Raw genomic sequence first — 26,718 nt, 5'->3', positions numbered from 1 at the left:
CATCGTTATCGGCCCCGGCTTGACGCTTGTGGCTTGAAGCTTGGAGCTGTTTGCATGAATGCCGAAAAACGCCGGGAAATCTTTCGCCGCTTCCACGAAGACAACCCCGAGCCCAAGACCGAGCTGGCCTACAGCACGCCGTTCGAGCTGCTGATCGCGGTGATCCTTTCCGCGCAGGCCACCGATGTCGGTGTCAACAAGGCCACCGCCAAGCTCTATCCGGTCGCCAACACGCCGGAGGCGATCTACGCGCTGGGTGTCGAGGGACTGTCGGAGTACATCAAGACCATCGGCCTGTACCGGGGCAAGGCGAAGAACGTCATCGAGACCTGTCGCATCCTTGTCGAGAAGCATGGCAGCCAGGTGCCGGACAACCGCGAAGACCTCGAAGCCCTGCCCGGCGTCGGTCGCAAGACGGCCAACGTGGTGCTCAACACCGCGTTCCGCCAGTTCACCATGGCCGTCGACACCCATATCTTCCGCGTCGCCAACCGCACCAACATCGCCCCCGGCAAGAACGTGCTGGAAGTCGAACGCAAGCTGATCAGGTTCGTGCCCAAGGACTATCTGCTGGATGCCCATCACTGGCTGATCCTGCATGGACGCTACGTCTGCAAGGCACGCAAACCCCAATGTGGCAGTTGCCGTATCGAAGACCTGTGCGAATACAAGCACAAGACCTCCGACGATTGAGCGCTTGGAGGTAAAAGCTATCGGGCGATTGAAAAAATCTTTTTTACGGCCTTGTTTTTTGTCGCTATAAGGTGCGCCATCAGCGCGCCTTAGCCGTGGAGTAAGACAAGTGTCCGAGAAAGAAGAAATCGAGATTGAAGACGACTTCGTCGGTGAGGACGAAGACGATACCGCAGAAGCCCCGGTCGAAGTGGCCAAGACCAACCTGACCAAGCGCCGCATCATCGACAACCTGCTCGAAGAGCGTCGACTGCGCAAGCAGCTCAACGAGTTCGACTTCGATCTTTAAGCAGAAAGCCCCGAATCCGGGGCTTTTTCATTCTGCCAGGTCATTCAGGAATCAGTCCCCGCGGTTTGGCGACAACAGCTCCACCTTGTAGCCATCCGGGTCCTCGACGAAAGCCAGGATGCTGCTGCCATGCAGCATCGGCCCCGGCTCGCGGGTGATCTTGCCGCCACGGCTGCGAATGTCCTCGCACGCCTTGTAGACGTCTTCCACTTCCAGGGCGATATGCCCGTAGCCGGTGCCCAGCTCATAGCTTTCGACGCCCCAGTTGTGGGTCAGCTCCAGCACGCTGTTGTGGGCCTCGTCTCCGTAACCGACGAATGCCAGGGTGAACTTGCCGTCGGGGTAATCCTTGCGGCGCAGCAGGGTCATGCCCAGCACTTCGGTGTAGAAGGCGATGGATCTGTCCATATCGCCGACGCGGAGCATGGTGTGGAGTAGTCTCATCGGGTTTCTCCTCGTCAAAGAACCTGTTCACGATCAAAACACAGACCCCGGCTTGTGGCCGGGGTCGCGGTGTTTATATAGGAGCGGGCTTGCTCGCGATCATTCACAAGTGAAGCTTCGCAAGCAAGAACTAGGCGTCCCCCTCGCTCCTACAACGACATCAGAGCGGGCTGCGACCCTTGCCGGCGGCGATGCGCAGGCGCAGGGCGTTGAGCTTGATGAAGCCTGCGGCGTCGGCCTGATCGTAGGCGCCGGCATCATCCTCGAAGGTAGCGATGTTGGCGTCGAACAAGGACTCGTCGGACTTGCGACCGGCGATGATGATGTTGCCCTTATACAGTTTCAGACGTACCACGCCGTTCACCGTGGTTTGGGAGGCGTCGATCATCTGCTGCAGCATCAGGCGCTCCGGGCTCCACCAGTAGCCGTTGTAGATCAGGCTGGCGTACTTGGGCATCAGCTCGTCTTTCAGATGCGCGACTTCGCGGTCCAGGGTGATCGACTCGATGGCGCGGTGGGCCTTGAGCATGATGGTGCCGCCAGGGGTCTCGTAGCAGCCACGGGACTTCATGCCCACGTAGCGGTTCTCGACGATGTCCAGACGACCGATGCCGTTCTCGCCGCCGATGCGGTTCAGCTCGGCCAGCACGGTGGCCGGGCTCAGCTCCTTGCCGTCGATGGCGACGATATCGCCCTTGCGGTAGGTCAGCTCGATGTAGGTCGGGGTGTCCGGCGCGGCTTCCGGGGACTTGGTCCAGCGCCACATGTCCTCTTCATGCTCGGTCCAGGTGTCTTCCAGCACGCCGCCCTCGTAGGAGATGTGCAGCAGGTTGGCGTCCATGGAGTACGGCGACTTCTTCTTGCCGTGGCGCTCGATCGGGATGGCGTGCTTCTCGGCGTAGTCCATCAGCTTCTCGCGCGACAGCAGGTCCCACTCGCGCCAGGGGGCGATAACCTTGACGCCCGGCTTGAGCGCATAGGCGCCCAGCTCGAAACGCACCTGGTCGTTACCCTTGCCGGTGGCGCCGTGGGAGATGGCGTCGGCGCCGGTCTCGTTGGCGATCTCGATCAGGCGCTTGGCGATCAGCGGGCGGGCGATGGAGGTGCCCAGCAGGTACTCGCCTTCGTAGACGGTGTTGGCGCGGAACATCGGGAACACGAAATCGCGCACGAACTCTTCGCGCAGGTCGTCGATATAGATTTCCTCGACACCCATGGCCTTGGCCTTGGCGCGGGCCGGCTCGACCTCCTCGCCCTGGCCGAGGTCGGCGGTGAAGGTCACCACTTCGCAGTTATAGGTATCTTGCAGCCACTTGAGAATCACCGAGGTGTCCAGGCCACCGGAATACGCCAGGACTACCTTCTTTACGTCGGCCATTGCCATCCACTCCCGGGATTGAAGGAAAACGACAATTCTACTGGTCGCGACGTTGGTTTTACAGGGGCACAGCCCCTGGCATGGCCCGATTGCCGTCAGGACGACGGACTGACAGCTTCGGCAGCGGCTGTGGTAGTGGCCGGCTCGCGATACAGGCTCAGGCTCACCCGGCGATTCTTGGCGCGGCTGGCCGCGTTCCGGTTGGGCACCAGCGGATATTGCTCACCATGGAAGCGCAACGTGATCTGCTCCTTCGGCACGCCGTTGGCCAGCAGATATTCCTCCACAGCCAGGGCGCGACGCCGGGAAAGGTCGCGGTTGCTGAGCCGGTTGCCGCTGTTGTCGGAATGGCCGTCGAGCTGGATACGATTGACCGTGGGATCGGCACGCAGGTATTGCAGGATGATATCGAGCTTGGCCTGGCCCAGCGCATCGAGTGTCACGTCACTGCTGGGGAAGCCGATCTGCGACTTGCGAATCTGATCGAAATTCACCGGCAGCAGCTTCGCCGTGCAGCCACGGAAATCCTCATAGGCCTTGCCGAAACGCGCCGGCAGCAGGCGCACTTCCAGCGCCTCACCACCATGCAGCGTGCGATGGCGCACCACCGGACTGCGCCCGTCGAGCAACCCGCTGAGCAGGCGCCCGGCCTGCAGATGCGAGCTGTTGAACGGGATATCGCCCTCACCCACGGAAACCACGCCCAGGTTGATATCGCTACGGGCCGGCTGCCAGGGCGCGGCGGCGGCCAGCAGCGTCGCCGAACCGGCGCCCAGCCAGCGCTCCGGCGAATGCAGGCGGAAGATCGCCTCCTCACCGGCACGCCGCACGAACTCGCCACGACCAAAGCCGGCAATCGGCTGCGCCAGTCTGCACTCGAACTGGTCCCCCTCGACCTGCCACTGCACCCTCTCCAGACGCGTCTGGAAAGTCAGGGCATTGGCCGGCGAGGCCAGAAGGCAAGCCAGGATAAGAGGGCGCAGGCGCACACGAGGCTCCACGGGGAAGGAACATTCAACCTGTGTATCGGTGCGCCCTGCAAAAACTTGAACGCGCAGATCTTCATTCCAGCGGCGCTGCCGTCACGCAACGGGGTCCTTTCAGCTCGCCGCATCCCGCCTGCGGCGATTTTTCCTCGCATTTCCGGTAGCATTCGCGCACGTTTGATCCGCTTGGAAACCCGCATGTCCGATCGCATTACTCTCCTTCGTCCCGACGACTGGCATATCCATCTGCGCGATGGCGCGGCGTTGACACACACCGTGGCGGACGCCGCACGCCAATTCGCCCGCGCAATCGTCATGCCGAACCTGGTGCCGCCGGTGCGCAATGCCGCCGAAGCGCACGACTATCGCCAGCGGATCATTGCCGCACGTCCCAAGGGCAACGCCTTCGAGCCGCTGATGGTGCTCTATCTCACCGACGGCACGCAGCCCGACGAGATTCGCGCGGCCAAGAACAGCGGCCATGTTTACGCGGCCAAGCTCTATCCAGCGGGCGCCACCACCAACTCGGCCTCCGGCGTGACCCGCATCGAGAATATTTTCCCGGTACTGGAAACCATGGCCGAGGTCGGCCTGCCGCTGCTGGTGCATGGCGAAGTGACGCGTGCGGAAATCGATATCTTCGACCGCGAGAAATACTTCATCGAGGAGCAGATGAGCCGGATCACCGAACGCTTTCCGACGCTGAAAGTGGTATTCGAGCACATCACCACCCGTGACGCGGTGCAGTTCGTCGAGGCTTCGGCCAGCAATGTCGGCGCGACCATCACCGCGCACCACCTGCTCTACAACCGCAACCACATGCTGGTGGGCGGCATTCGCCCGCACTTTTTCTGCCTGCCGATCCTCAAGCGCAACGTTCACCAGGAAGCGCTGCTCGACGCCGCCACCGGCGGCAGCCCGAAATTCTTCCTCGGCACCGATTCGGCGCCCCATGCCCAGCACGCCAAGGAAAACGCCTGCGGCTGTGCCGGCTGCTACACCGCCTTCGCGGCGATCGAGCTCTATGCCGAGGCGTTCGAACAGCGCAATGCGCTGGACCGCCTGGAAGCCTTTGCCAGCCATTTCGGCGCCGATTTCTATGGTCTGCCGCGCAATACCGAGCAGATCACACTGGTTCGCGAGCCCTGGAGCGTGCCGGGCAACCTGCCCTTTGGCGAGCACAACCTGGTGCCCCTGCGCGCCGGCGAAACCCTGCAATGGCGACTGGAGGCAAACGCATGAGCGAGGACTCGTTCGACGACGAACAGGACAACAACCTCTCCGGCAAGTCTCGCTCACCCATGGCGCAGCGCTTTCGGGGCTTCCTGCCGGTGGTGGTCGACGTCGAATGTGGCGGCTTCAACTGCGCCACCGACGCCCTGCTGGAAATCGCCGCGGTGACCATCGGCATGGATGAACAGGGCCTGCTCTATCCACAGGACACCCTGTTCTACCGTGTCGAGCCCTTCGCCGGCGCCAATATCGAAGCCGCCGCGCTGGAGTTCACCGGCATCAAGCTGGATCACCCCCTGCGCATGGCCGTGCCCGAAGCACAGGCAATGGGCGATATCACCCGCGGCGTACGCAAGGCGGTCAAGTCCGCCGGCTGCAAACGCGCCATTCTGGTCGGGCACAACAGCAGCTTCGACCTGGGCTTTCTCAACGCGGCGATTGCCCGCTGCGACATCAAGCGCAACCCCTTCCACCCCTTTTCCAGTTTTGACACCGCCACCCTCGCCGGCCTCGCCTACGGCCAGACCGTCCTGGCCAAGGCCTGTCAGGCTGCGGGCATCGACTTCGACGGGCGCGAAGCGCACTCGGCACGCTACGACACCGAGAAGACCGCCGAGCTGTTCTGCGGCATCGTCAACCGCTGGAAGGAAATGGGCGGCTGGGAAGAGTTTGACGACTAACAGCGGTGAGGCCGACAAAGCGCTGGAGGCTTGAGGCTGGACGAAAAAGCGACTCGCAGTGGTCCTTTCGTCCAGCTTTCAGCCTCCAGCGCTTTTGTCGCCTTTTGCCTTTAAAGCGGCTTTCCGCGATTGCCATGCTCGCTGACGAAGGCCTGCACGGCCTTGAGGTCGTTCGCCAGCACGGTGCAGCGCTCGGGACGCTCGAACAGGTCGGCCAGGTGCGCCGGCAATTCCAGCGCCTTGCCGACTCCGGCCTTCTCCACCGCCTCGGGGAATTTCACCGGATGCGCGGTGCCCAGGGTCACCATCGGCGTTGCCAGGCTGCGGCGGCATTCGCGCGCGGCATAGACGCCAATCGCGGTATGCGGATCGAGCACTTCGCCGGTGGCCGCGAACACCTCGGCAATGGTCTTGCAGGTCTGCTCGTCGTCCACGGCCAGGGAATCGAACAACTTGCGCGCCTCGGTCCAGCGCTCTTCCTCGACCGACAGCTTGCCGCTGGCCTTGAAGGCGCTCATCAGCTCGGCCACGGCGGCGCCGTTGCGACCGTGCAGGTCGAACAGCAGGCGCTCGAAGTTGGACGAGACCATGATGTCCATGGACGGCGACAGCGACGGATGCAGGGTGTCCTTGTCGTAGCGGTTACCGCTCATGAAGCGGTGCAGGATGTCGTTGCGGTTGGTCGCGACCACCAACTGACTGATCGGCAGGCCCATGTTGCGTGCCAGGTAGCCGGCGAAAATATCGCCGAAGTTGCCGGTCGGCACCGAGAACGCCACGGAACGCGCCGGACCGCCCAGCTGCAGCGCCGCATGGAAGTAGTAGACGATCTGGGCCATGATCCGCGCCCAGTTGATCGAGTTCACCGCCACCAGACGTGTGCCCTTGAGGAAGCCTTGGTCGGCGAAGCTGTCCTTGACCATCTCCTGGCAGTCGTCGAAGTTGCCCTCGATGGCGATGTTGTGGATGTTATCGCCGAAGATGGTGGTCATCTGGCGGCGCTGCACCTCGGACACGCGCTGGTGCGGATGCAGGATAAAGATGTCGACGTTGTCGCAGCGGCGGCAGCCTTCGATGGCCGCCGAACCGGTATCGCCCGACGTGGCGCCGATGATCACCACCCGCTCGCCGCGCTTGGCCAGGACGTAGTCAAGCAGGCGACCGAGCAGTTGCAGGGCGAAGTCCTTGAACGCCAGGGTCGGGCCGTGGAACAGCTCCATCACCCATTCGTTGCCGTCCAGTTGGCGCAGCGGTGCGACCGCACTGTGGGCAAATACACCGTAGGTTTCTTCGAGAATCTGCTTGAAATCGGCATCAGGAATGCTGCCTGCCACGAAGGGACGCATGACCTTGAACGCCAGCTCGTGGTACGGCAAGCCGGCCCAGGAGGCGATTTCCTCGACGGTGAAGCGCGGCAGGTTCTCCGGCACATAGAGGCCGCCGTCGCTGGCCAGCCCGGCCAGCAGCACATCTTCGAAATTCAGGGCCGGAGCCTGGCCACGGGTGCTGATATAGCGCATATCTAAAAACCTTTCATAAAAGCCGATAACAGCGCTGAAGGCTGGAGGCTGAACGCAAAAGCACTTTCGTCCAGCCTCCAGCCTTCAGCCTCAAGCGAGTTGCTCTACCCGGATGCGCACGACCTTGCCAACCACATCATCGAGGGTTTCGAGGGCGGAGATGGCGTTGTCGATGCGCTGCTCCACCACCCGATGGGTGACCAGGATGACCGGCACCAGGCCGTCATGCTCTTCGGCTTCCTTCTGCATGATCGACTCGATGTTGATGCCATGCTGGGAAAGAATGGTCGCGACCTGGGCCAGCACGCCTGGATGATCCTTGGCCTGGATGCGCAGATAATAGGCGCTCTCGCAATCGCTGACCGGCAGGATCGGATGAGCCGACAGTGCGTCGGGCTGGAACGCCAGGGGCGGCACGTGATTGTTCGGGTCGGCGCTCAGCGCGCGCGCCACGTCCACCAGATCGGCGACCACCGCCGAGGCGGTCGGCTCCATGCCGGCGCCGGCACCGTAATAAAGCGTCGAGCCCACGGCATCGCCATTGACCATCACCGCGTTCATCACGCCGTTGACGTTGGCGATCAGGCGGTCGGCGGGGATCAGCGTCGGATGCACGCGCAGCTCGATGCCGGCGTCGGTGCGGCACGCCACACCCAGGTGCTTGATGCGATAACCCAGCGCCTCGGCGTAATTCACATCCGCCGTGGTCAGCTGCGAAATGCCCTCGGTGTAGGCCTTGTCGAATTGCAGCGGAATGCCGAAGGCGATGGACGCGAGGATGGTCAGCTTGTGTGCGGCATCGATGCCTTCGACGTCGAAAGTCGGATCGGCTTCGGCATACCCCAGCTCCTGGGCTTCCTTGAGCACGTCCTCGAAGGTGCGACCCTTCTCGCGCATCTCGGTCAGGATGAAGTTGCCGGTGCCGTTGATGATGCCCGCCAGCCAGTTGATGCGGTTGCCCGCCAGGCCCTCGCGGATCGCCTTGATCACCGGAATGCCGCCTGCCACCGAGGCCTCGAAGGCGACGATGACGCCCTTTTCACGGGCGCGGGCGAAGATTTCGTTGCCGTGCACGGCGATCAGCGCCTTGTTCGCGGTGACCACATGCTTGCCGTTCTCGATGGCCTTGAGCACCAGCTCATGGGCCAGGGTGTAGCCGCCGATCAGCTCGACGACGATATCGATTTCGGGGTTGCCGGCGACGGCGAAAACGTCGTCGGTAATGGCGATGCTACCGGTGTCGCAACGGGGATTCGGATGACGGGTCGCGATCTGCACGACTTCGATTCCACGCCCGATGCGACGGGCAATCTCCTCGGCATTGCGCTTGAGCACATTGAAGGTTCCGCCACCGACGGTTCCCAGCCCACAGATGCCAACTTTCACCGGTTTCAAGCTGCACTCCCCATTGCCAGCGAACGACCGGACACACCAGCCGAACAAAAGAGTCGCACATTACGAAGCGCACGGGATTTAGTCAAATCGGCTGGAGGTGTACCAAGGCCTGTACCCGTTCCGGGTCGATACGACAGAGTATCTGGAGGGCCGAATTCATTCGGCCATCGTCGCCGCGCAAAAGCCGAACGAGTTCGGCCCTACGGGCTCAGCTTTCCGCCCCGCCCAGGCCGAGGCGCTCATGCCACTGGGCCAGCGACTCGTCCGGGTAGTCAGCGAAGCATTTATCGCCCTCATGGATCTCCGGCTCGACCCAGCTGGCTTTGGAGTCGAGCATCAGGTGAGTGTGTTCGGGCGGCGTGGGTAGATCGGTATCGATGGCCGACGCATGCGGATGGACCAGCTCCGGCCAGCCGGGGTCCCATAGCCAGAGCGCACTGCCGCAGTGCCTGCAGAAATGACGCTGCCCTTCGCTGAAGGTGACCGCGCCGGTTTCAGGATCGACCATACGCGCCCGATAGACGCTCAGGTGCTCCCGCCCTTCTATCGCCAGCGTCCGGTAGTCGCCGCCGAGGTTGATCGCATAACCGCCGCCACCTGCCGTCTTGCGACAGATGGAGCAATAGCAGCGCATGAATGGATAAGGCGTGGCCGATTCCAGCGAGAAACGCACGGCCTTGCAGTGACAGGACCCTTCAAGTTTCATGATCGCCCCCTTCGCATGTCTTCAGACTTTGAACGCGGGGAGCGATGCAGTTCAACCGGTGTGCAGCCGGGCGCCTGGAGAAGGCGCCTCCGCCATCACTTGGCCTGGAGTGCCAGCTCGGCAAGCTGAGGCGCCGGCTGATAGCCGGGGATGATCTGGCCATCGGCGAGAATGATCGCAGGGGTTCCCTGCACGCCGATCATCTGGCCCAGCTCGTACTGCCCGGCAACAGGGCTGTCACAGGTAGCGACCGGCACGTCCTCGCGGGCCTTGGCCTTGTTCATCGCAGCCTGCTGGTCCTTGGCGCACCAGACGCTGGTCAGCGTACTGGCGCCGTGGCTCATCATGCCCTGGCGGGGAAACGCCATATAACGCACCTCGATACCCAGGCGATTGAGCTCCGGCACTTCACTGTGCAGCTTCTGGCAATAGACGCAATCGGTGTCGGTAAACACCGTGATATGAGCCTTGGGCTTTTCCGGGGCGAACACGACCATCTCGCTGACGGGCACCGCCGCGATAGCCTGCGCCACCGAACGGCTCTGGGCCTGCTCGGTCAGGTTGATCGCCTGGCCATCCTTGAACTGGAACAGATAGCCCTGGATCACGAACTGGCCATCGGCGCTGGCATAGAGCTGGCGCCCGCCCTTGAGCTGCACCTGATAGACGCCTGGCATCGGGCTTTCGGCAATGGCCTCGATGGGCATGTCAGGCTGGATCGACTGCAACGCATCACGGATTGCCTTGTCGGCATCGGCGGCCAGGGCAACGGAGCCGAGCAGACCGAGGGTCGCGGCGGCAAACAAACGAATCACGCGCATGGAATCTCCTGGCGACTTCGAGCAACAAAAAAGAGGCGCAGACTAACACAGGCGCCGTACCGAGACTGCCGCCCAACGCCCTGAATCGCCGGCGCTGCAACCTGACGCACACACTGACGAACGGCCTCACCCCTGCCTCCTGCACCTCGCACTACCCGCTGGCCGCCGAGAGATCAGCCAGTGGTGACGCCATCAGAACTCGAAGCGATAGCCGACGATCAGGCGGTTCTCATCCAGATCACGGAAGAAGTTCGAACGAATCATGGTGTTGCGCCAACGCAGGCTGAGATTCTTCAGCGGGCCGTTCTGCACGACATAGGTGACGTCGAAGTCGCGCTCCCATTCACGCCCGCTGGACTGGTCCGGACCACGGTCCACACCATGACCGCTGACATAGCGGGTGAACAGGCTCAAACCGGGAATGCCAAGGCCGGCGAAGTCGTAGTCGTAGCGGAGCTGCCAGGACTTCTCGTCCTTGTTGGCGAAATCCCGTACCTGGGAATAGTTGACCAGAAAGGGATCGGTGCCATTGATGTAGACGTAGCCGGTGTCGCCGGTCATCTTCTGGTAGCTCACGCCCAGTCGGGTATGGCCGAAGGCATAGCTCAGCATGCCGGAGAAGGCCTTGTTGTCCACGTTGGTCCTGCCATCGTCGGAGGACCTGGAGAGGCGCAGATCAGTCCTGAGAGAGCGCCCTTCACCCAGCGGCAAGACATGCACGCCGTTGAGGATATGCTGCCTGTACAGCCCCTCCAGCCGGGAAACGTTGTAGGCCGTGGTCAGCCCCGGACTCCAGCGGTAACTGAAGCTGGCGAAGTCGAAGCTGTCGCTCTGCCCGACCTTGCCGGGGGAAAACCTGCCCGCCTTGTTTACCGGCATGCCTCGGGGAATGTTGTTCAGCGTCATGGGCTCGTGATCAGACGAATAGCGCTGGTTGATCCGGTTCAGATGCCCGAGGTTGAAGGTCAGCCCGTCAATATCGGTACTGGTCAACTGCGCGCCCTGGAAGCTCTGCGGGAGCAGGCGTCCTTCCAGATTGGCGCTGACCGACGGCAGACGCGGCATCAATGTACCGACCCGCAATACGCTCTCGGCCACCCTGGCCTTGGCGGTCAGTCCCAGATCGCCGTAGCTGCGTTCCGCACGGCCCTCGCTGCGGTCGATCTGCAGCAACTGCGTATCGCTGCGACCGCGCCCGGAGTCCAGGCGAATGCCCAGGCCGGCGATGGCATCGACGCCCAGCCCGAAAGTGCCTTCGGTAAAACCCGATTCGTAGCGCAGGATTACCCCCTGCGCCCACTCTTCGGACTTGCTGCGAAATTCATCCTTGTTCACCAGTTTCGGCGGTCGGGTATTGGTGCTGTCAGTTGCGTCGCGGTAATCCCGGTTCATATAGAAGTTGCGCAACTCAAGCGACTGCTTGCTGTCCTCGAAGAAATCCGCAATCGCCGCAGCGGGCACCAGCAGCAAACCCAGGGCAAGGCCTCGCCCCGGCAGAGTCATGGTCGGCATAAAGGGTTCCATTCAGTGAAGGCAGGGGCGACGCACGCCCCTGATGTCATTCGGCGGTGAAAGTACGCGGGCGCAGAATCTCGGGTTTGAGAAAGTCCTTTTCACCCACATTGTCGTGATCGCCCAGCAGGCGCCCCTCCACTTCCAGCCCGTAGTTGGTGTGGGTGTGGAAGGTTTCCAGGTACCTGGCGCGCGTTTCCCGGACATCACCGGTGTAGCGCGCATCCTGCGGACGTTCCTGGCTGTTGATGTAGTAGGCTACGTCCCAGGCGTCCTGGTCGCTCAGGCTGTTCGGGCGGCCCAGCGGCATGTTGTGCTTGATAAAGGAAGCCAGGGTGAAATGCCGGCTGATGCCGGCCCCCCAGTTGTAGGAGGCATCACCCCATACCGGCGGGAAGACCACTTTGCCCTTCTGCTCCAGGCCGCTGCCATCGGCGGCATGGCAGAGCGCGCAGTTTTCCGCATAGACCTGGCTACCACGCTGGTAATCCATGCCCAGCGCCGGCTCGGGCAGCTTCGGATAGCCGCGACCGTACATGTTCTGCCCGTTCTGATACATCGGCACCCCCTTGGCCAACCACTGGTGATAGGCGGTCAGGGCCAGCATGTCGTCACTGCCATAGTCCGGCGGCATGCCGTTCATGGAATAACTGAAACAGCCGGCGATGCGCTCTTCGAGGTTGTTCACATGATCGTTCTTGGGCCGGTAGTTGGGCAGCGTCACCACTGCCGGCCAGACCGGACCGGCGAATGGCAGGCGCCCCTCGCCCATGTGGCAGCTGTTGCAGTTCATGCTGTTGAACACGTTCTTGCCGCGCAATTGCTGCGTGTTCACGAACAGGTCATGGCCACGCCGGATGACGCGCTTCAGCTCAGGGTGAAGCTGGCTTTTTTCCAGGTCTTCCAGGGTTGGCGGAACATGCACATATTCGCCAGGCCTGGGCTGGGGCATATCAGTGCCGTAACGCGCCTCGGCCTGCGCCAGGCCGGCGCCCAGACCGAGGACGATTGCAGTCAGGGTAGCGTTCAAGATGATCATTGGCCGTCCTCCCGGCTGGGCTGAAGCGAAAGCCAGCGCGAGACCGCCTGGATGTCCTCGACGCTCATACGCTCGGCAATCGCCGCCATCAGATGCTGCGGATCGTTGTCCCGCGTCCCTTCCTGCCAGGCACGCAGCTGCCCGGCGATATAGTCCGCGTGCTGCCCGGCAATGCCGGGGAAGTGCTCACCCGCGCCCTGGTTATCCGGCCCATGGCAGCTTCGGCACGGCACGATGTAGCGATCCCAGTCGCCTTGCAGCGTCAGCTTCTCGCCGTGGGCAAGCTCCTGTTCAGTCGCCTGTTCGCCGCCCTTTCCGGGTGTGGCGGGCAACCGGCTGTAATACTCGGCCACCAGCCGCATCTGCCGCTCATCGAGCATGCTGGCGAAGGGCTGCATGCTCGGATTGCTGCGCTCGCCACTCTTGAAGTCCCGCAACTGTTTGCTCATGTAGTCAGCATCCAGGCCGGCGAGTCGCGGCCAGGACTCGCCACCCGGAATATTCATGCCACCGCCATCAGCCTGGTGGCAGCTGGCACATACCACGGCCAGTGAAGCGCCTTCGTCCATGTCCGTTTGAGCGTACGAACCAGTGGCCATGCCCATGCCTGCCAAGGCGATGGCGCCCATCAAGGGTCCTGTCATTCTCATTGCCTGCCCCCTGTAATAACCACGACCTGCCACCACACCCCAGAACCAAAAGCCCCAGTCATAGTGCGTGTATTGCAGCCTGCCGAAAGAGGATTAAGGCAGTATTAAGCGTCCCGCCCTCCCCATAGCCTTTTGGTCCGGGTACACAGCCGGGGGCTTATCCGCTACTGTCGCGCCCTCTTGATTTCGGACCGCTCATGCACGTTCTGCTTGCTGAAGACGACCCGCTGATTGCCAGCGGCATCATCGCCGGGCTCCAGGCGCTGGGGCTGGTTGTCAGCCACAGCCTGACTGCCGCCGGCACCGAGAGCATGTTGCGCTCGACCCACTTCGACATTCTCGTGCTCGATCTGGGGCTGCCCGATGAAGATGGTCTCAGCCTGCTGCAACGTCTGCGCCGGCGTGGCATGCAGTTGCCGGTGCTGATCCTCACCGCCCGCGATGCGGTCAACGAGCGGGTCACGGGCCTGCAGGCCGGTGGCGACGATTACCTGCTCAAACCCTTCGATCTGCGCGAACTGGCGGCGCGGCTGCACTCCCTGCTGCGTCGCGCCAATGGCCGCAGCAGCAACCTGATCGAGCATGGCCTACTGAAATATGACCCCACCGAGCAACAGGCCTGGCTCGAAGACCAGCCCATCGTTCTCTCCCGGCGCGAACAGGCGCTGCTGCAAAGCCTGCTGCACAATCCCGGCAGAATCCTCAGCGCCGAACAGCTCAAGGACGCCATCTACGGCATGGACGGTGATGTCGAAAGCAACGCCCTGAACGTGCACATCCACAACCTGCGCCGCAAGCTTGGCAGCCACATCGTCGAAACCATCCGCGGGCTGGGCTATCGGCTGGGGGCGGCTACCTCATCGGGACGATCGCGCGCATGAGCCTGCGCCTGCGCCTGACGCTGAATCTCAGCCTGGCCTTTGTGCTGCTATGGGGGCTGACTGCGACCTGGATGCTCTACGACCTGCACAATCAGATGATGCAGGCGCTCGACCAGCGCCTGGCCGCTTCGGCCAGGATGGTCGCCGGGATGATGGCGCAACTGCCATCCGCCTCCGTCGCCGATGACTTCCAGCAACCGCTGAGTGCCGAACAGCTTGGCATTCCCAACGGCCTGACCTGCCAGATCAGCTCACTGCGTGGGCAGGTACTGGCCCGCAGTCACGCCACAGCCGACAGGACCCTCGACGCCAATCAGCCCGGCTTTCGCACGCAGCTCATCGAAGGCTTGCCCTGGCGCAGCTTCACCCTGGAGCACGACGGACTGCGCATCACCACTGCCGACCGCCTCGACGAACGCACCACCCTGGAAAACGCCATCTGGCTCAGCGCGGCAACTCCGGTAGCGCTGGCCTTGCTGGGCAGCCTACTGGTGCTCTGGCTGGGCATCGGCCACGGCCTGGCCCCGCTCCGGCAGATCAGCGAGGCACTGACCCGACGCAATGCCGGTGCCCTGTCGCCGCTGCCCGCACAGACGCTGCCCAGCGAACTACGCCCACTGGTTGAAACCCAGAACCAGTTGTTCGAGCGCATCGCCCAGGCCGTGGAGCGCGAGCGCCAGCTGACCAACGATGTCGCCCACGAATTGCGCAGCCCGCTGACCGTCATCAAGACGCACCTGCAGGTCGCCCACATCACCGAAGGCGAGACTGCACGCCAAGCCCTGGTCCAGGCCGAAAAAGGCGCGGACCGGCTGCAACACACCCTGGAACAACTGCTCCTGCTGGCGCGAGTGGAAGGCAGCCTGTCATTCGAGGATGGTCAGCAGTACAACGCCGAGCAAATCGCTCGGCAGGCCATCGAGGACACTGGGCAGGCCATCGAGTTGCTGCTGACACCCGAGATCGCACAAGCCACCCTGAATATTCCTCCACTGCTGGCCATCACGGCGCTGCGCAACCTGCTGGACAACGCCCTGTGCCACAGCGGCACGGATGCACCGGTCAGGCTCAGCGTGCTGCGCCAGGCTGGCCATGTCAGCTTTCAGGTCAAGGATCAGGGGCCTGGCCTGTCAGCCGAACAGCTACCCCAGGCCACCCGACGCTTCTGGCGACAATCGGCCCATGGAGGCAGCGGACTGGGGCTTGCAATCGTACAGGCCATCGTCGAACGCTGTGGCTGTGAACTGAAATTCAACAACCAGCCAGACGGCCTGCTGGTCACCCTGAATATCCCCGGCCAGCCGCAACATCCAGCCCTCACGGCGACCTGACAGCGGCATAAGCGTTTGAAAAAGCAGGCAGAAAAAGCGCGGCCAAAAGCTTGACACACAACCGCCCGACGAGAATAATGCGCGCCACTTGGCTACGTAGCTCAGTTGGTTAGAGCATAGCATTCATAATGCTGGGGTCCGGGGTTCAAGTCCCTGCGTAGCCACCAAACAAAACAAGGGCTTACCGAAAGGTAGGCCCTTTTTGTTTTGGGCCGATGACTACGGAGTGACTACACCATGTCCACACCGTCAGCCAACCGCTCGAAGCGGCTCTATTTCATGCTCGATCTCTTCGCCGTTTGCCGCATAGGTCGTCGCCAATGCGTAGTCGGACTGTAGGTTCATCCAGAACTGGGCAGATGTATCGAAGTAGCGGCCCAGCCGGATAGCCGTATCAGCAGTAACTCCACGACGCTCGCGCACAATGTCGTTGATGGTCGGTGCCGATACATGCAGCGCACGAGCAAGCGCAGCGGGAGTAATCCCCAGCGGTTCTAGAAACTCTTCGCGCAACACTTCACCAGGGTGAACGGGGCGCATGCCGTTAATTGCCATGTAGCCACCTCCTCAGTGGTAGTCGACGATTTCGACTTGCGTGGGGCCTGCGTCTGTCCAAACAAAGCAGATCCGCCACTGGTCATTGATCCTGATGCTATGTTGCCCGGCCCGGTTGCCCTGCAACGGCTCCAATCGGTTACCCGGTGGCGAGCGCAAGTCTCGAAGCTCCGTAGCCACAAGGCACCTGAAGAAGTCCAGACCAGGGAAGATGGCTGCGGCTCAGCTTCTTTTCACGGCCTTCAAACCGCGAGCAAGCATCGTGGATGATAGGGCTCCAACGCTTCAGCAAAGGCGGCCTTGGCGGAGGATAATAGGCCTGCCCCTTTTTCAATGAGCACATCCATGCGTGCCGTCACCCCTCGTCGCTGGCTGATCCTGCTGGCCGTCATGCTGGCTTTCCTGCCAGTAGTCATTGATATGACTATCCTGCACATTGCCGTGCCCTCGCTGACCCTGGCGCTCGGCGCCTCGGCCACCGAAGTGTTGTGGATCATCGATATCTACCCACTGCTGATGGCGGGCCTGCTGGTACCCATGGGCACCCTGGCCGACCGTGTCGGTAACCGCCGCGTACTGCTCATTGGCCTGACGGTGTTCGGTATCGCCTCGCTGCTGGCCGCCTTCGCGCCGAATCCTGCCCTGCTCATTGGCGCACGGGTGCTGCTGGCCCTAGGCGGTTCGATGATCCTGCCCTGCGTGCTGGGCATCATCCGCCGTACCTTCGAGGACGAAAATGAACGCGCCATGGCTCTGGGCCTGTGGGGCACGGTCGGCGCTGCTGGTGCGGCGGTCGGCCCGCTGATCGGCGGGGCGCTGCTGGAGCACTTCTGGTGGGGCTCGGCCTTTCTGATCAACGTGCCGACCATGCTGGTGGTCGGGCCGCTGGTGTTCCTCCTGCTGCCGCGTAGCGAAGAAACCACGTCTGGCACCTGGGCACTGGGCCAGGCCCTGTTGCTGATCGCCGGCATGCTGGCGTTGGTATACGGCATCAAGGCCGCCGTCGGCGCCACACAGCCGCTGGCTATGGCCATGGCAGTGGCGCTGCTGGGGCTTGGCCTGCTCAGTGTTTTCGCGCGCATGCAACTGCGCTCGGCGACGCCGATGCTCGACCTGTCACTGTTCTCGCGTCCGGCAATCCTGGCCGGGATCATCATGGCGACGGTGGCGAGCGGCGCCCTGGCCGGCGTCGAGCTGACGCTGGCGCAGGAGCTGCAATACGTGCTGGACAGAACACCGTTGCAGGCCGGTATCTTTATGATCCCGATCATGGTTGCGGCTGCCATCGGTGGCCCGGTAGCAGGCTACCTGTCCAACCTCTGCGGCCTGCGTCTGGTGGCCAGTGCATCCCTGGGGTTGTCGGCGGTGGCCTTGGCATTCCTGGCCCTGGCAGATTTCCACACGCCTGGCTTTTGGGTGCCGGCAATGTTGGCTTTGCTGGGCCTGACCCTCAGCATCGGCCTGACGGCCTCGTCCATCGCCATCATGGGCTCAGTCGAGGCCAGCGAGGGCGCGGCGGCGGGCTCGCTGGAAGCCACCGCATACGAACTCGGCACCGGCCTCGGAATCACCTTTTTCGGTGTATTTATGTCCAGCATATTCAGCCGCACCATCTCGCTACCAGCCGATCTTGCGCAACCACTGGCAGAGCGTGCAGCAAGCTCGATTGGTGATAGCTACGTCGTCGCTCAAAGCCTGACGAAGCCCCAAAGCGCAGCCCTGATTGAGGCTGCTAAAGAAGCCTTCTCGATGACGCATGCAATGTTGCTGATGACGTCCTCGGCAATGATGGGAATTCTGGGAGTCTTCGTGTTCTTTATGCTCAGAAATTACAGGCAGAGAAGTTGAATAGCGTCATTATCGGCAGAAGCGGTCACTCAGGAACATTCGTAACAGGAAGCTCGTCAACGTAAGCTTGAGCCAAAAGCAACAAACCATTATGAAACGGCTGTCGACACAACGAGCAGGTGAGATGAGGTAATTGCTACCGCATCAATGGACGCCGTCTCATCTGGAAGACCAACAAAAGATTTCAAGCTTGATGCCTGAGCTGGGATTTGGAATCGCCCCGAAGCAGAGCTTAGGAGCGATTCACGATTACTGTCCTAGACGGGCAAGCTCAGGTGAAGCAAGGGGAAGGGGCGACCCTCGCCATCAAGCGGAGAGCGACCTGTTTGAACAAACCCGTAATGTAAATAGAACCCTACCGCTTCGGGGTTCTGCTCATTCACGTCAACACTCATCTGTTTGCGCGAGCTTCGGGCATGATCCAATAGCGCGCGGCCAATACCTTTCCCTCGCAGATCAGGCTCGATGAAGAGCATCTCTACGTGGTTTTCATTGAGCCCAATAAAGCCTAACGGCGAGTCCTTCGTATCCACCGCAACCCATAATTCAACAGCGGGCAGGTAGTTATCACGGAGCTGAGGAAGCAATTCCTCGATAACGGATTCTTGCAGGAAGTGATGAGTGGCGCGAACGGAGCGCTGCCAAATGTTGAGCAGCAGCGGATGGTCGGCGTTAATAGCCTGACGAATGATCATAGAATCATCCTTTACACTTAATATCGGAAATGAGGCGCGCTAGTAGATAGCGACCGTAAAAGTGTCGGCAACTTGTATGACCGCTTCGCGAGTTAACGCCTGGGCGGTTCACGGCAGAGGTGGCCGGAAAGGAGGGAGGCGGACATTACTGGGGAGGGGTTCGGGGTGTCAATAAAAATGACGGTTGGAATACTACCGATAGCGTTGAACCTACTGTCCGTTCTCGCAGGTTTGGATGCTGATGTCTGACCGGCTGCTTATGGCCCAGGCCGTGTAAAAACGCAGCGGGCGATGGATAGCTGGATATTGGATTGTTTTAGCGGCGCCCAGAGGCCCTACGGGCTCTTGGTGTGTCGATCCGATGTATTCAGCCAATTCGGGCAAGTGTGTATCTGCGATGCTTGGCGATGAGTTCAACGATCTGCCAATGGGGTTTCAGACCCTCATCGCAGCCATCAGCGCGCCATTGCCCAGCAGATTCAGCACCCGTTTGAAGTTGTAGGCGAGCACATGCAGGCTAATTTCCGTGCTCACCCGGTCGAGCGTTCGGGTGAGGAAATGAGTAGCGCCCATCCAGGCCTTCAACGTGCCGAATGGATGCTCCACCGTCTGACGGCGGATGCGCATCATCTCCGGTGCCTGATCCAGACGAGTCTGCATCGCATCGAGCACCGACTCATGCTCCCAGCGACTCACCCGGCGCTGTGCGCTCGGTGTGCACTGATCTTTCAGCGCACACCTTTGGCAGTTCGAGCTCCAGTAACGGTGCAGCTTTAGCCCTTTCTCGACGTGTGAGAAGCGCCAGATCAGGCTTTGCCCTGCCGGGCAACGATACTCGTTCCTTGCCGCGTCATAGATGAAGTCACCTTTGCCAAAGCGGCCAGCCGCTGTCGCTCCCGAAGTCAGAATCTTGGGCACGAAAGCAGTGATGCCAGCTTCGTGGCAGGCGAGGATTTCCTCGCTCTTGAAATAGCCTCCACCGAGAGCGCTTCCACGCCCATCGCTTCCCGCGCCTGCATGGCCATGCTACTCAGTTGATCACGGTCGACGCCGTCGTTGGTGACTTCGTGCGTCACGATCAGGTGATGCTTCGTATCGACCGCAGCCTGGACGTTGTAACCGACCATCCCGGTGCCGCACGTCATCATCGAGCGTGCATCAGGATCGGTCAGTGAAATCTGCTTGTCTGGGGCGGTCTGAAGCTGGATCTCGATGGCCTGGAGTTCCTGCATCTTCACTTTTAACGCCGCGATCTTGCTGTGCAGTCGCTCGGCCTTGGCTTGTGCCACGACAGGTTCCTGCCGATCGGCAGTGTCCAGGGCGGTGAGGTAGCGGCTGATGCTGGATTCGATTTCCTCTATCCCCCGTTGCAACTTGGCACTGGTGAAGTTGCGATCACGATTGTTGACCGCCTTGAACTTGCTACCGTCGATAGCCACCAGCGCTTCGGCGAACAGACCGAGCTGCTGGCACAGCACGACAAACTGCCGACAAACGCCGCGGATGGCCTTACCGTTATCCTTGCGGAAGTTGGCAATGGTCTTGAAGTCCGGCATCAGGCGCCCGGTCAACCACATCAGCTCGACGTTGCGCTGGGCCTCTCGCTCAAGGCGGCGACTGGACTGGATGCGATTGAGATAGCCGTAGATGTAGATCTTCAGCAGGACGGCAGGATGGTAAGCAGGCCTACCAGTTTCTGCGGGGACAACGCCCTCGAAACCGAGTTGACCAAGATCGAGTTCATCGACGAACACATCGACCACACGCACCGGGTTGGTGTCCGCCACGTAGTCATCCAGGCTCTCGGGAAGCAACACACTTTGGCCTCGATGCTCTCCCTGGATAAAACGCTTCATCGGCATCCCCCACTGATTTGAATCCATCAAATCACAGCAAGGTCGATGCCAGCGTTTTTACACAGCCTGGGCCGAAAGCAGACGTCAGGAAGCCCTACTTTCGCCCGTTTCAGCTGTTCATTAAGACTTGCAACGTTGCCCGCCGGGCTCTCCATTCAGCCGCCGCCGCGATGGCGCAAGGCGTGTCCCGCAAACTATCCGAATCGGCTTCGATGCCGGATCGATAGCTTTGGATTTTCAAATCCAATGGCCACTCGACCTAACGCCGTACCCGCTTGCAGCTGTCATATCAACTAAACCGCTGCCCCGACACCGCCGGATGATAAAGCGGCTGCACGGTATTCCCCGCGGGGTCGAGCACATGAAAGCTGTGGGCGCCGTCGCGGTGGGCGAAGGGGCGGTCGAGCATGGTGACGCCTTGGGCCTTCAGGTATTCGTACCAGGCGTGCAGTTCTTCCAGGGTGTCGACGATGAAGCCGTAATGGTCCATCGCCTGGACGCCGCTGCTTTTTTCCGAGGCGCGGCCCAGGGACAGGTTGTCGTTGCCGCACGTCAGGTAGACGAGGTCCTTGCTGGCTCGGTTGAGCACCTCCATACCCAGCACATCGACGTAGAAACGCTCGCACTCTTCGAGATTCGGTACGGTGAGCGCCAGATGGCGCAGGCCGTTAAGGATGGTCTGAAGTAGCCCTGTGTTTCCGGCCGACTTCTGCCCTTGCCAATTTTAGAAGCGGCGATTCGACCAAAATCGATCAAGTCATCCGCTCATTTCTGAGTTTTTAGCCGCCGCGAACACCTCTCAGCGGCCATTTCCCACATTACAGGCGCACCTCTCCTGTATTCGTCAGCAAATGCCGGCGCGCCATCCACAGGTTCGACAGGGCAAACAATGTCACCAGCTGCGCCGTGTTCTTCGCCAGGCCACGGAAGCGTGTCTTCACATAACCGAACTGGCGCTTGATCACCCGGAACGGGTGCTCGACCTTGGCGCGCACCTGGGCCTTGGCCTTCTCGATCTTGCGCTTGGCTTTGTACAGCGCGCTGCGCTTACTCAGCTTCTTGTACGTACTGCGGCGGGCCGCGATCTGCCAGATCACCTCCCGGCCTTCATGTTCCGGGCGCTTCTCGACGCCGGTGTAACCCGCGTCGGCACCCACCATGTTTTCCTCACCGTGCAGCAGCTTGTCGACCTGGGTAACGTCTGCAACGTTGGCTGCCGTCCCTACCACGCTGTGCACCAGGCCGGACTCGGCATCGGCGCCGATGTGGGCCTTCATGCCGAAGTAATACTGGTTTCCTTTCTTCGTCTGGTGCATTTCCGGGTCGCGCTTACCGTCCTGATTCTTGGTCGAACTCGGCGCATGGATCAGCGTGGCATCGACGATAGTGCCTTGGCGCAACGACAAACCGCGGCCGCCCAGATAACCATTGATCACCGCCAGAATCCCAGCCGCCAATTCGTGTTTCTCCAGCAAGCGACGGAAGTTGAGGATGGTGGTTTCGTCGGGAATGCGTTCCAGGCTCAGCCCGGCAAACTGGCGCAGGATCGTGGTCTCGTACAACGCTTCCTCCATCGCCGGATCGCTGTAGCCGAACCAGTTCTGCATCAGGTGTACGCGTAGCATCGCCATCAGCGGATACGCCGGACGACCGCCTTCACCCTTGGGATAGTGCGGCTCGATCAGAGCAATCAAACCCGTCCACGGCACCACCTGATCCATCTCGATCAGGAACAACTCCTTACGGGTCTGCTTGCGCTTGCCGGCGTACTCGGCGTCGGCAAAGGTCATCTGCTTCATCGGAAAACCCAGGCAACAGGATCGGCGTATTTCACCAGAAACGGGAAGTCTTCTTCAGGATTTCCTTAAGGCGACCGGGACGCTGTGGCATCTTGTTATCCCCTGTATACAATCGAGCATCTACCTTAAAACAAAACGGAGCGCTCATGTACTGTCTCATCCTGAAAACCCAACTCGCGCCAGGCTCGTTCGACCGGTTCATGGAGACGATGCGCATCAACGCCGCCTCCTCGGTACAGAACGAACCGGATTGCCTGGTATTCGACGTCATCCAGGATCTGGCTGATCCCGATCTCGTCTATCTCTACGAGCTGTACCGCGACGAAGCGGCCTTCGCGCACCACAAGACCACCGAGCACTATCTGCAAAGCCGCCCGCTACTGGGCGAGTTCATCGTCAAGCAGGAGGCCATGAAGGGGCATATGGTGTGCGGTAACAGCAAGCGCTGACGGCGAGCGAGACGAGTCGCTCTCAGCGCGCCGCCTCGCCCGTCGCGCTGCGGGTCGCCAGCAGCAGCCCGCTAAAGATCAGCCCGCCGCCGATCCAGTGGAAGGCCTGCAAGCCTTCGCCCAGCACCAGCCAGCCGATGATCGCGGTGAAGACGGGCATCAGGTAGGTGGTCATGGCGGCCTTCGGGGCGCCGATGACGCGCACGCCATGGTTCCAGGCCAGATAGGCCACCAGCGAGGCGAAGATGGCGGTGTAGGCGACGGCGGCAAGATTGCCGGGAGTGGGTGCGAAACCGCCGACCTGGCTGTACTCGTAGAGGTAGAAGGGTGTGATCAGCGGCACACCGATCAGCATCAGCACGCCCAGCAGCGTCAACGCCGGCACCAGCAGAAACCTTGCCCAACGCCGCAGCAGCAGGGTGTAGAGGGTCCAGGCCAGCACCGCCACGAGCATCAGCAGGTCGCCTTTCTGGAACGACAGGCTGACGAAGGCTGTCCAGCTGCCTCGGCTGATCAGGTAGAGCAGGCCCGCTGCGGCAATCGCCATGCCGAACCAGGCGCGGCGTGCCGGCCATTCGCCCAGCAGCAGGCCGGCGCCAAGAAAGGCAAACAGCGGCATGCAGGTGTTGAGCAGCGTGAGGTTGATGGCTTCGGTGCTTTGCGCGGCGGAATACAGCAACGTGTTGTAGCTGGCGATGCCGAGCGCCGCGACGATGGGCAGACGCCAGCCGGCGGCACGCAGGGTCTGGCGATGAGTCCAGATCGAACGCACCACGAAGGGCAACAGGAGGCAGGTCGCCAGCGACCAGCGCCAGAACGACAGACTCAGCGGCGGGATCTCTTCATGGAAGGCGCGCGCCACCAGCGCGTTGCCACTCCAGCACAGCACGGCGAGCAGCAGGCCGGCGAAGGCCCATGTGCGACTTTCGGTCATCAGGCTGGGCGACGCGGACGGAGACGGTATTGCGGCGGCAATTGTTCCGGGCTGCTGATGGTCACGTTGAGGTTTTTCCAGATGCCATCCTTGATGCCGTAGATGCAGCCATGCACGGCCAGCGGCTGGCCACGGTGCCAGGCGTTCTGGACGATGCTGGTGTGGCTGACATTGGCGACCTGCTGGATGACGTTGAGCTCGCACATGCGGTCGACCTGGGCTTCCTCGGTGGGGAAGCTGGCGATGTGGTCGCGGTGCTCGTAGTAGAGGTCACGGATGGTACGCAGCCAGCCGTCGATCAGGCCCAGCTGGTCGTCACGCATGGAGGCGCGCACACCGCCGCAGCCGTAGTGGCCGGTGACCAGGATGTGCTTGACCTTGAGCACGTCGACCGCGTACTGGATCACCGACAGGCAATTGAGGTCGGTGTGCAGCACGACGTTGGCGACGTTGCGATGGACGAAGAGGTCGCCAGGCAACATGCCGACGATCTCGTTGGCTGGCACTCTCGCGTCGGAGCAGCCGATCCAGAGGTATTCGGGCTCCTGCTGCTTGGCCAGCTTGCTGAAGAAGGTCGGATCCTCTTCGGTAATGGCCTCGGCCCAGCGCGCGTTGTTTTCGAATAATTGTTGAAGATCGTCGCTCATTGACTGCCCTGCCCTTTCATTCCGACACGCACGTTACGAACCGGTCGGCGTTTTGACAAGCGCCTTGCGCGCGACGTCACACCCTGCTTTGCCGAAACGGGGAAAGCCTGATCAGACATTGAACAACGGGCTCGCCTGCGTCTGCGCTCTGGGGCGGGATGAAAAGGCCCGCAGGTCACGCAGGAAAGTGTCGCGCCAGGCGTCTAGGTCAGCGATGCGGATGATGCGCATCATGTGCTCGTAGCGGTCCTTGCGTTCCGCGAGCGGCATGCGCAGGGCGCGGTCGAGGGCTTCGGCCATGCCGATACAGTCATAGGGATTGACGATCAGTGCAGAGGTCAGCTCACGGGCAGCCCCGGCGAAGCGCGACAGCACCAGCACGCCTGGGTCTTCGGGATCCTGTGAGGCCACGTATTCCTTGGCGACGAGGTTCATACCGTCGCGCAACGGCGTGACGAAGCCGATATCGGCATCGCGAAAAAGCCCCATCAGAACCCGCCGATCATGACTTTTGTTGAGGTAATGCAGGGGCGTCCAGTCGAGGTCCGACAGCCGACCGTTGATATGCCCCGCTTCGCTTTCCAGTTGCTTGCGGATGTTCTGGTAGGTCTTGACGTCAGAGCGCGAGGTAGGCGCGATCTGAATGAATTCGACCCCCCGGCGATGCTCCGGAAAGTGATCGAGAAAGGCTTCATAAGCTTTGAAACGTTCCACCAGGCCCTTGGAGTAATCCAACCGATCCACGCTGATGATTTTTTTACGGGCGATATCCGTGATGCGCCGCATGGGCCGCCGACGGCCCTTGCTGGATTCTGCAAGGTCGCGGATTTCATCCGGCACCACGCCGATGGGATAGACCCCGGCACGGAAATTCTGCCCATAAGCTGTCAGACTGCCGTCGGTTTCGAGGACGCCACGCACTTCCCGGGTCATGTAGTCCTGGAAGGCCAGACGATCGGTTTCGGTCTGGAAACCGATAAGATCGTAAAAGCAAAGCGTCTTCAGCAGCTCGTTGTGCGGCGGGATGACGGTGAGAATTTCCGGTGGCGGAAAGGGGATATGCAGGAAGAAACCGATGCGGTTGCGAATACCCAGCCGGCGACACTCTTCGGCAAAGGGGATCAGGTGGTAGTCGTGGATCCAGATGATGTCGTCGGGTTTTAGCAGCGGTTTGAGCTTTGCCGCCAGCATGGCGTTGACCCGCCGATAGCCATTGTATTCCTGGCGATTGTAGCGGGCCAGATCGATGCGGTAATGAAAGATCGGCCAGAGCGTGGCGTTGGAGAAGCCGCGGTAATACTGGTCATAATCCTGCCGGGTCAGGCCCAGGGTAACGTAGGTGATATTGCCGATGATCTCGGTATTGGTCTGCGGCGTGCTGCTGACTTCACCGCTCCAGCCAAACCAGATACCGCCGGTCTGACGCAGCGCATCGTACACACCTACCGCAAGCCCGCCGGCGGCGACCTTGCCCGCCTTGATCGGCGCCACCCGGTTGGAAACCACTATCAGTCGGCTCATGGGGCGCTCTCGCTTCGGTCTGTTTTATTGTTGTTTTCCGGCAGATCGTCCAGCCCGTCGAGCAGCGTGCCAAGCCAGGCACCGACAGCGTCCACCGAATCCAGTCGTTGCGTGGCCAAAGTCTCGCCGTCACCCACCTTGATGCTCAGTCCGCCCAGCTGGTTGACGACTTCGAAACCGGCCTCGTCGGTCCTGTCATCGCCCACGAATACCGGCAATCGTCCGAGAAAGGGCGCCTCCTGCATGAATGCACGGATCACTTCGCCCTTGCTGGCGCCGCGCGGTTTGAGCTCGAACACGCATTTGCCTGGCTGCAGCGCCAGCACCTCGCCGTAACGCTCGACAAAAGCCTCGGCAAGGGCACGCGCTGTCTCTTCCAGCTCAGGCGCCAGGCGAAAATGCAGGGCAAAGGCGACGCCCTTGTTTTCCAGCCTCAGGCCGGGATGCTCGGCACAGGCACGAACAAGCGCCTGCTCGATGTCATGGAAAACCTCGACATCGAGGGCCAGTTGCTGCAGCCGGCCATCGGCAGTGCGCCGTTCGGCACCATGGATGCCCGCCGCCGGCAGCCGCAGTGGCGCGAGCAGCGCGTCGAGCTGGCTCAGCGGTCGTCCGGAAATGACCGCCACGGGAATATCGCCGGCATGCAGCTGTTCCAGCGCCGCCAGCACGCGGGGCGGGATGAATACGAGTTCGGGACGGGGCTGTATGTGCGCCAGCGTTCCGTCCACATCGAAGAAAAAAGCACAGCGCCGGACGTCTGTTTCGGGCCGATCGTTTTGTTTGTCCATGCTCACTAGACTCCTGATCGACCAAGGTGGTTCGCTGGCCCGTACGACAAACCGAACCGGCCAGC

The 26,718-nt window shown here is 61.5% G+C and carries 27 protein-coding genes, 1 tRNA gene and 1 pseudogene; 9 read left to right on the top strand and 20 right to left on the bottom strand.

Going from position 1 to position 26,718, the window contains the following annotated elements; all coding sequences use genetic code 11:
• Window positions 1–54: 54 nt before the first annotated feature.
• Both nth and ACYCFC_RS00510 read left to right on the top strand, forming a co-directional pair.
• A complete protein-coding gene (nth, locus tag ACYCFC_RS00515; protein WP_181084871.1) occupies window positions 55–693 on the top strand; it encodes an endonuclease III in 639 nt (212 codons plus the stop codon).
• A 109-nt stretch (window positions 694–802) separates the two neighbouring features.
• Window positions 803–982, top strand: coding sequence for a PA3496 family putative envelope integrity protein (locus tag ACYCFC_RS00510; RefSeq protein ID WP_181084873.1), 180 nt, complete (start codon window positions 803–805; stop codon window positions 980–982).
• 51 nt (window positions 983–1,033) lie between these two features.
• Here the strand turns inward: ACYCFC_RS00510 and gloA are convergent, their stop codons facing one another.
• From gloA to ACYCFC_RS00495, 3 genes are all read right to left on the bottom strand, one after another.
• On the bottom strand, window positions 1,034–1,426 hold the full coding sequence (gloA, locus tag ACYCFC_RS00505) for a lactoylglutathione lyase (RefSeq protein WP_181084875.1): 393 nt from the start codon (window positions 1,424–1,426) through the stop codon (window positions 1,034–1,036).
• 160 nt (window positions 1,427–1,586) lie between these two features.
• Window positions 1,587–2,804, bottom strand: coding sequence for an argininosuccinate synthase (locus ACYCFC_RS00500; protein ID WP_181084877.1), 1,218 nt, complete (start codon window positions 2,802–2,804; stop codon window positions 1,587–1,589).
• A 95-nt stretch (window positions 2,805–2,899) separates the two neighbouring features.
• Window positions 2,900–3,793 (bottom strand): flagellar protein MotY, encoded by an 894-nt coding sequence (locus ACYCFC_RS00495; protein ID WP_459652834.1) that lies wholly within the window; start codon window positions 3,791–3,793, stop codon window positions 2,900–2,902.
• A 195-nt stretch (window positions 3,794–3,988) separates the two neighbouring features.
• Here ACYCFC_RS00495 and pyrC point away from each other — a divergent pair, with 195 nt between their 5' ends.
• Both pyrC and rnt read left to right on the top strand, forming a co-directional pair.
• Complete coding sequence (pyrC, locus tag ACYCFC_RS00490; protein ID WP_459652833.1) at window positions 3,989–5,032, top strand: dihydroorotase; 1,044 nt, start codon at window positions 3,989–3,991, stop codon at window positions 5,030–5,032.
• Window positions 5,029–5,703, top strand: a complete 675-nt coding sequence (gene rnt / locus ACYCFC_RS00485) for a ribonuclease T (protein WP_181084883.1) — start codon at window positions 5,029–5,031, stop codon at window positions 5,701–5,703. Before pyrC ends, rnt begins: the two co-directional genes overlap by 4 nt.
• A 110-nt stretch (window positions 5,704–5,813) precedes the next feature.
• Here rnt and thrC read toward each other — a convergent pair whose 3' ends face one another.
• From thrC to ACYCFC_RS00450, 7 genes are all read right to left on the bottom strand, one after another.
• Window positions 5,814–7,223: a threonine synthase gene (thrC, locus tag ACYCFC_RS00480; RefSeq protein WP_459652832.1), complete on the bottom strand. Its 1,410-nt coding sequence runs from the start codon at window positions 7,221–7,223 to the stop codon at window positions 5,814–5,816.
• Between the two features lie 90 nt (window positions 7,224–7,313).
• Window positions 7,314–8,618, bottom strand: a complete 1,305-nt coding sequence (locus tag ACYCFC_RS00475) for a homoserine dehydrogenase (RefSeq protein ID WP_459652831.1) — start codon at window positions 8,616–8,618, stop codon at window positions 7,314–7,316.
• Between the two features lie 208 nt (window positions 8,619–8,826).
• Window positions 8,827–9,324, bottom strand: a complete 498-nt coding sequence (locus ACYCFC_RS00470) for a GFA family protein (RefSeq protein WP_181084887.1) — start codon at window positions 9,322–9,324, stop codon at window positions 8,827–8,829.
• 95 nt (window positions 9,325–9,419) lie between these two features.
• Window positions 9,420–10,145 (bottom strand): disulfide isomerase DsbC N-terminal domain-containing protein, encoded by a 726-nt coding sequence (locus tag ACYCFC_RS00465; RefSeq protein WP_459652830.1) that lies wholly within the window; start codon window positions 10,143–10,145, stop codon window positions 9,420–9,422.
• A gap of 192 nt (window positions 10,146–10,337) precedes the next feature.
• A complete protein-coding gene (locus ACYCFC_RS00460; RefSeq protein WP_459652829.1) occupies window positions 10,338–11,657 on the bottom strand; it encodes an OprD family porin in 1,320 nt (439 codons plus the stop codon).
• A 46-nt stretch (window positions 11,658–11,703) separates the two neighbouring features.
• Window positions 11,704–12,696: a c-type cytochrome gene (locus ACYCFC_RS00455; RefSeq protein ID WP_181084893.1), complete on the bottom strand. Its 993-nt coding sequence runs from the start codon at window positions 12,694–12,696 to the stop codon at window positions 11,704–11,706.
• On the bottom strand, window positions 12,693–13,340 hold the full coding sequence (locus tag ACYCFC_RS00450) for a c-type cytochrome (protein ID WP_459652828.1): 648 nt from the start codon (window positions 13,338–13,340) through the stop codon (window positions 12,693–12,695). The genes ACYCFC_RS00455 and ACYCFC_RS00450 overlap by 4 nt, the downstream gene beginning before the upstream one ends.
• Window positions 13,341–13,543: 203 nt before the next feature.
• Here ACYCFC_RS00450 and ACYCFC_RS00445 point away from each other — a divergent pair, with 203 nt between their 5' ends.
• The 3 genes from ACYCFC_RS00445 (at window position 13,544) to ACYCFC_RS00435 (ending at window position 15,725) form a co-directional block, all read left to right on the top strand.
• Entirely contained in the window at window positions 13,544–14,227 is a 684-nt protein-coding gene (locus tag ACYCFC_RS00445) for a response regulator (RefSeq protein ID WP_459652827.1), read from the top strand.
• Window positions 14,224–15,558 carry an ATP-binding protein gene (locus ACYCFC_RS00440; RefSeq protein WP_181084896.1) on the top strand — a complete coding sequence of 445 codons (1,335 nt, stop codon included), beginning with the start codon at window positions 14,224–14,226 and terminating at the stop codon, window positions 15,556–15,558. The genes ACYCFC_RS00445 and ACYCFC_RS00440 overlap by 4 nt, the downstream gene beginning before the upstream one ends.
• Before the next feature lie 90 nt (window positions 15,559–15,648).
• Window positions 15,649–15,725, top strand: a tRNA-Met gene (locus ACYCFC_RS00435).
• Between the two features lie 82 nt (window positions 15,726–15,807).
• Here ACYCFC_RS00435 and ACYCFC_RS00430 read toward each other — a convergent pair.
• Both ACYCFC_RS00430 and ACYCFC_RS00425 read right to left on the bottom strand, forming a co-directional pair.
• Entirely contained in the window at window positions 15,808–16,113 is a 306-nt protein-coding gene (locus ACYCFC_RS00430) for a HigA family addiction module antitoxin (protein WP_014853816.1), read from the bottom strand.
• A 12-nt stretch (window positions 16,114–16,125) separates the two neighbouring features.
• Window positions 16,126–16,326, bottom strand: a complete 201-nt coding sequence (locus ACYCFC_RS00425; RefSeq protein ID WP_336509720.1) for a type II toxin-antitoxin system RelE/ParE family toxin — start codon at window positions 16,324–16,326, stop codon at window positions 16,126–16,128.
• Between the two features lie 132 nt (window positions 16,327–16,458).
• Between ACYCFC_RS00425 and ACYCFC_RS00420 the strand changes: the two genes are divergently transcribed.
• Window positions 16,459–17,961 carry an MFS transporter gene (locus tag ACYCFC_RS00420; RefSeq protein ID WP_459652826.1) on the top strand — a complete coding sequence of 501 codons (1,503 nt, stop codon included), beginning with the start codon at window positions 16,459–16,461 and terminating at the stop codon, window positions 17,959–17,961.
• A gap of 257 nt (window positions 17,962–18,218) precedes the next feature.
• Here ACYCFC_RS00420 and ACYCFC_RS00415 read toward each other — a convergent pair whose 3' ends face one another.
• The 4 genes and pseudogenes from ACYCFC_RS00415 to ACYCFC_RS00400 form a co-directional block, all read right to left on the bottom strand.
• Window positions 18,219–18,656: an acetyltransferase gene (locus ACYCFC_RS00415; protein WP_181084900.1), complete on the bottom strand. Its 438-nt coding sequence runs from the start codon at window positions 18,654–18,656 to the stop codon at window positions 18,219–18,221.
• Between the two features lie 435 nt (window positions 18,657–19,091).
• Window positions 19,092–20,512: pseudogene (locus ACYCFC_RS00410) on the bottom strand (IS1182 family transposase).
• 289 nt (window positions 20,513–20,801) lie between these two features.
• Entirely contained in the window at window positions 20,802–21,188 is a 387-nt protein-coding gene (locus ACYCFC_RS00405; RefSeq protein WP_459653939.1) for a VOC family protein, read from the bottom strand.
• A gap of 142 nt (window positions 21,189–21,330) precedes the next feature.
• The gene (locus tag ACYCFC_RS00400; protein ID WP_459652825.1) at window positions 21,331–22,311 is read right to left on the bottom strand and encodes an IS5 family transposase; all 981 of its coding nucleotides are present in this window, start codon (window positions 22,309–22,311) and stop codon (window positions 21,331–21,333) included.
• A 146-nt stretch (window positions 22,312–22,457) separates the two neighbouring features.
• Here ACYCFC_RS00400 and ACYCFC_RS00395 point away from each other — a divergent pair, with 146 nt between their 5' ends.
• A complete protein-coding gene (locus ACYCFC_RS00395) occupies window positions 22,458–22,760 on the top strand; it encodes a putative quinol monooxygenase (protein WP_459652824.1) in 303 nt (100 codons plus the stop codon).
• Between the two features lie 22 nt (window positions 22,761–22,782).
• Here ACYCFC_RS00395 and ACYCFC_RS00390 read toward each other — a convergent pair whose 3' ends face one another.
• The 4 genes from ACYCFC_RS00390 to otsB form a co-directional block, all read right to left on the bottom strand.
• On the bottom strand, window positions 22,783–23,694 hold the full coding sequence (locus ACYCFC_RS00390) for a DMT family transporter (protein WP_459652823.1): 912 nt from the start codon (window positions 23,692–23,694) through the stop codon (window positions 22,783–22,785).
• On the bottom strand, window positions 23,694–24,341 hold the full coding sequence (gene can, locus ACYCFC_RS00385; protein WP_181084904.1) for a carbonate dehydratase: 648 nt from the start codon (window positions 24,339–24,341) through the stop codon (window positions 23,694–23,696). The genes ACYCFC_RS00390 and can overlap by 1 nt, the downstream gene beginning before the upstream one ends.
• Window positions 24,342–24,452: 111 nt before the next feature.
• The gene (otsA, locus tag ACYCFC_RS00380) at window positions 24,453–25,862 is read right to left on the bottom strand and encodes an alpha,alpha-trehalose-phosphate synthase (UDP-forming) (protein WP_181084905.1); all 1,410 of its coding nucleotides are present in this window, start codon (window positions 25,860–25,862) and stop codon (window positions 24,453–24,455) included.
• Entirely contained in the window at window positions 25,859–26,653 is a 795-nt protein-coding gene (gene otsB, locus ACYCFC_RS00375) for a trehalose-phosphatase (protein WP_459652822.1), read from the bottom strand. Before otsB ends, otsA begins: the two co-directional genes overlap by 4 nt.
• Between the last annotated feature and the right edge of the window lie 65 nt (window positions 26,654–26,718).

The organism is Stutzerimonas sp. NM35, from assembly GCF_054604355.1.
This window is presented reverse-complemented; position numbering and strand designations above follow the sequence as displayed.

Coding starts and splice junctions, on each gene's coding strand:
- nth (WP_181084871.1), top strand. CDS start 55: ATGAATGCCGAAAAACGCCGGGAAATCTTTCGCCGCTTCCACGAAGAC.
- gloA (WP_181084875.1), bottom strand. CDS start 1,426: ATGAGACTACTCCACACCATGCTCCGCGTCGGCGATATGGACAGATCC.
- ACYCFC_RS00500 (WP_181084877.1), bottom strand. CDS start 2,804: ATGGCCGACGTAAAGAAGGTAGTCCTGGCGTATTCCGGTGGCCTGGAC.
- pyrC (WP_459652833.1), top strand. CDS start 3,989: ATGTCCGATCGCATTACTCTCCTTCGTCCCGACGACTGGCATATCCAT.
- rnt (WP_181084883.1), top strand. CDS start 5,029: ATGAGCGAGGACTCGTTCGACGACGAACAGGACAACAACCTCTCCGGC.
- thrC (WP_459652832.1), bottom strand. CDS start 7,223: ATGCGCTATATCAGCACCCGTGGCCAGGCTCCGGCCCTGAATTTCGAA.
- ACYCFC_RS00470 (WP_181084887.1), bottom strand. CDS start 9,324: ATGAAACTTGAAGGGTCCTGTCACTGCAAGGCCGTGCGTTTCTCGCTG.
- ACYCFC_RS00465 (WP_459652830.1), bottom strand. CDS start 10,145: ATGCGCGTGATTCGTTTGTTTGCCGCCGCGACCCTCGGTCTGCTCGGC.
- ACYCFC_RS00460 (WP_459652829.1), bottom strand. CDS start 11,657: ATGCCGACCATGACTCTGCCGGGGCGAGGCCTTGCCCTGGGTTTGCTG.
- ACYCFC_RS00455 (WP_181084893.1), bottom strand. CDS start 12,696: ATGATCATCTTGAACGCTACCCTGACTGCAATCGTCCTCGGTCTGGGC.
- ACYCFC_RS00450 (WP_459652828.1), bottom strand. CDS start 13,340: ATGACAGGACCCTTGATGGGCGCCATCGCCTTGGCAGGCATGGGCATG.
- ACYCFC_RS00445 (WP_459652827.1), top strand. CDS start 13,544: ATGCACGTTCTGCTTGCTGAAGACGACCCGCTGATTGCCAGCGGCATC.
- ACYCFC_RS00440 (WP_181084896.1), top strand. CDS start 14,224: ATGAGCCTGCGCCTGCGCCTGACGCTGAATCTCAGCCTGGCCTTTGTG.
- ACYCFC_RS00430 (WP_014853816.1), bottom strand. CDS start 16,113: ATGGCAATTAACGGCATGCGCCCCGTTCACCCTGGTGAAGTGTTGCGC.
- ACYCFC_RS00420 (WP_459652826.1), top strand. CDS start 16,459: ATGCGTGCCGTCACCCCTCGTCGCTGGCTGATCCTGCTGGCCGTCATG.
- ACYCFC_RS00415 (WP_181084900.1), bottom strand. CDS start 18,656: ATGATCATTCGTCAGGCTATTAACGCCGACCATCCGCTGCTGCTCAAC.
- ACYCFC_RS00400 (WP_459652825.1), bottom strand. CDS start 22,311: ATGAAGCAGATGACCTTTGCCGACGCCGAGTACGCCGGCAAGCGCAAG.
- ACYCFC_RS00395 (WP_459652824.1), top strand. CDS start 22,458: ATGTACTGTCTCATCCTGAAAACCCAACTCGCGCCAGGCTCGTTCGAC.
- ACYCFC_RS00390 (WP_459652823.1), bottom strand. CDS start 23,694: ATGACCGAAAGTCGCACATGGGCCTTCGCCGGCCTGCTGCTCGCCGTG.
- can (WP_181084904.1), bottom strand. CDS start 24,341: ATGAGCGACGATCTTCAACAATTATTCGAAAACAACGCGCGCTGGGCC.
- otsA (WP_181084905.1), bottom strand. CDS start 25,862: ATGAGCCGACTGATAGTGGTTTCCAACCGGGTGGCGCCGATCAAGGCG.
- otsB (WP_459652822.1), bottom strand. CDS start 26,653: ATGGACAAACAAAACGATCGGCCCGAAACAGACGTCCGGCGCTGTGCT.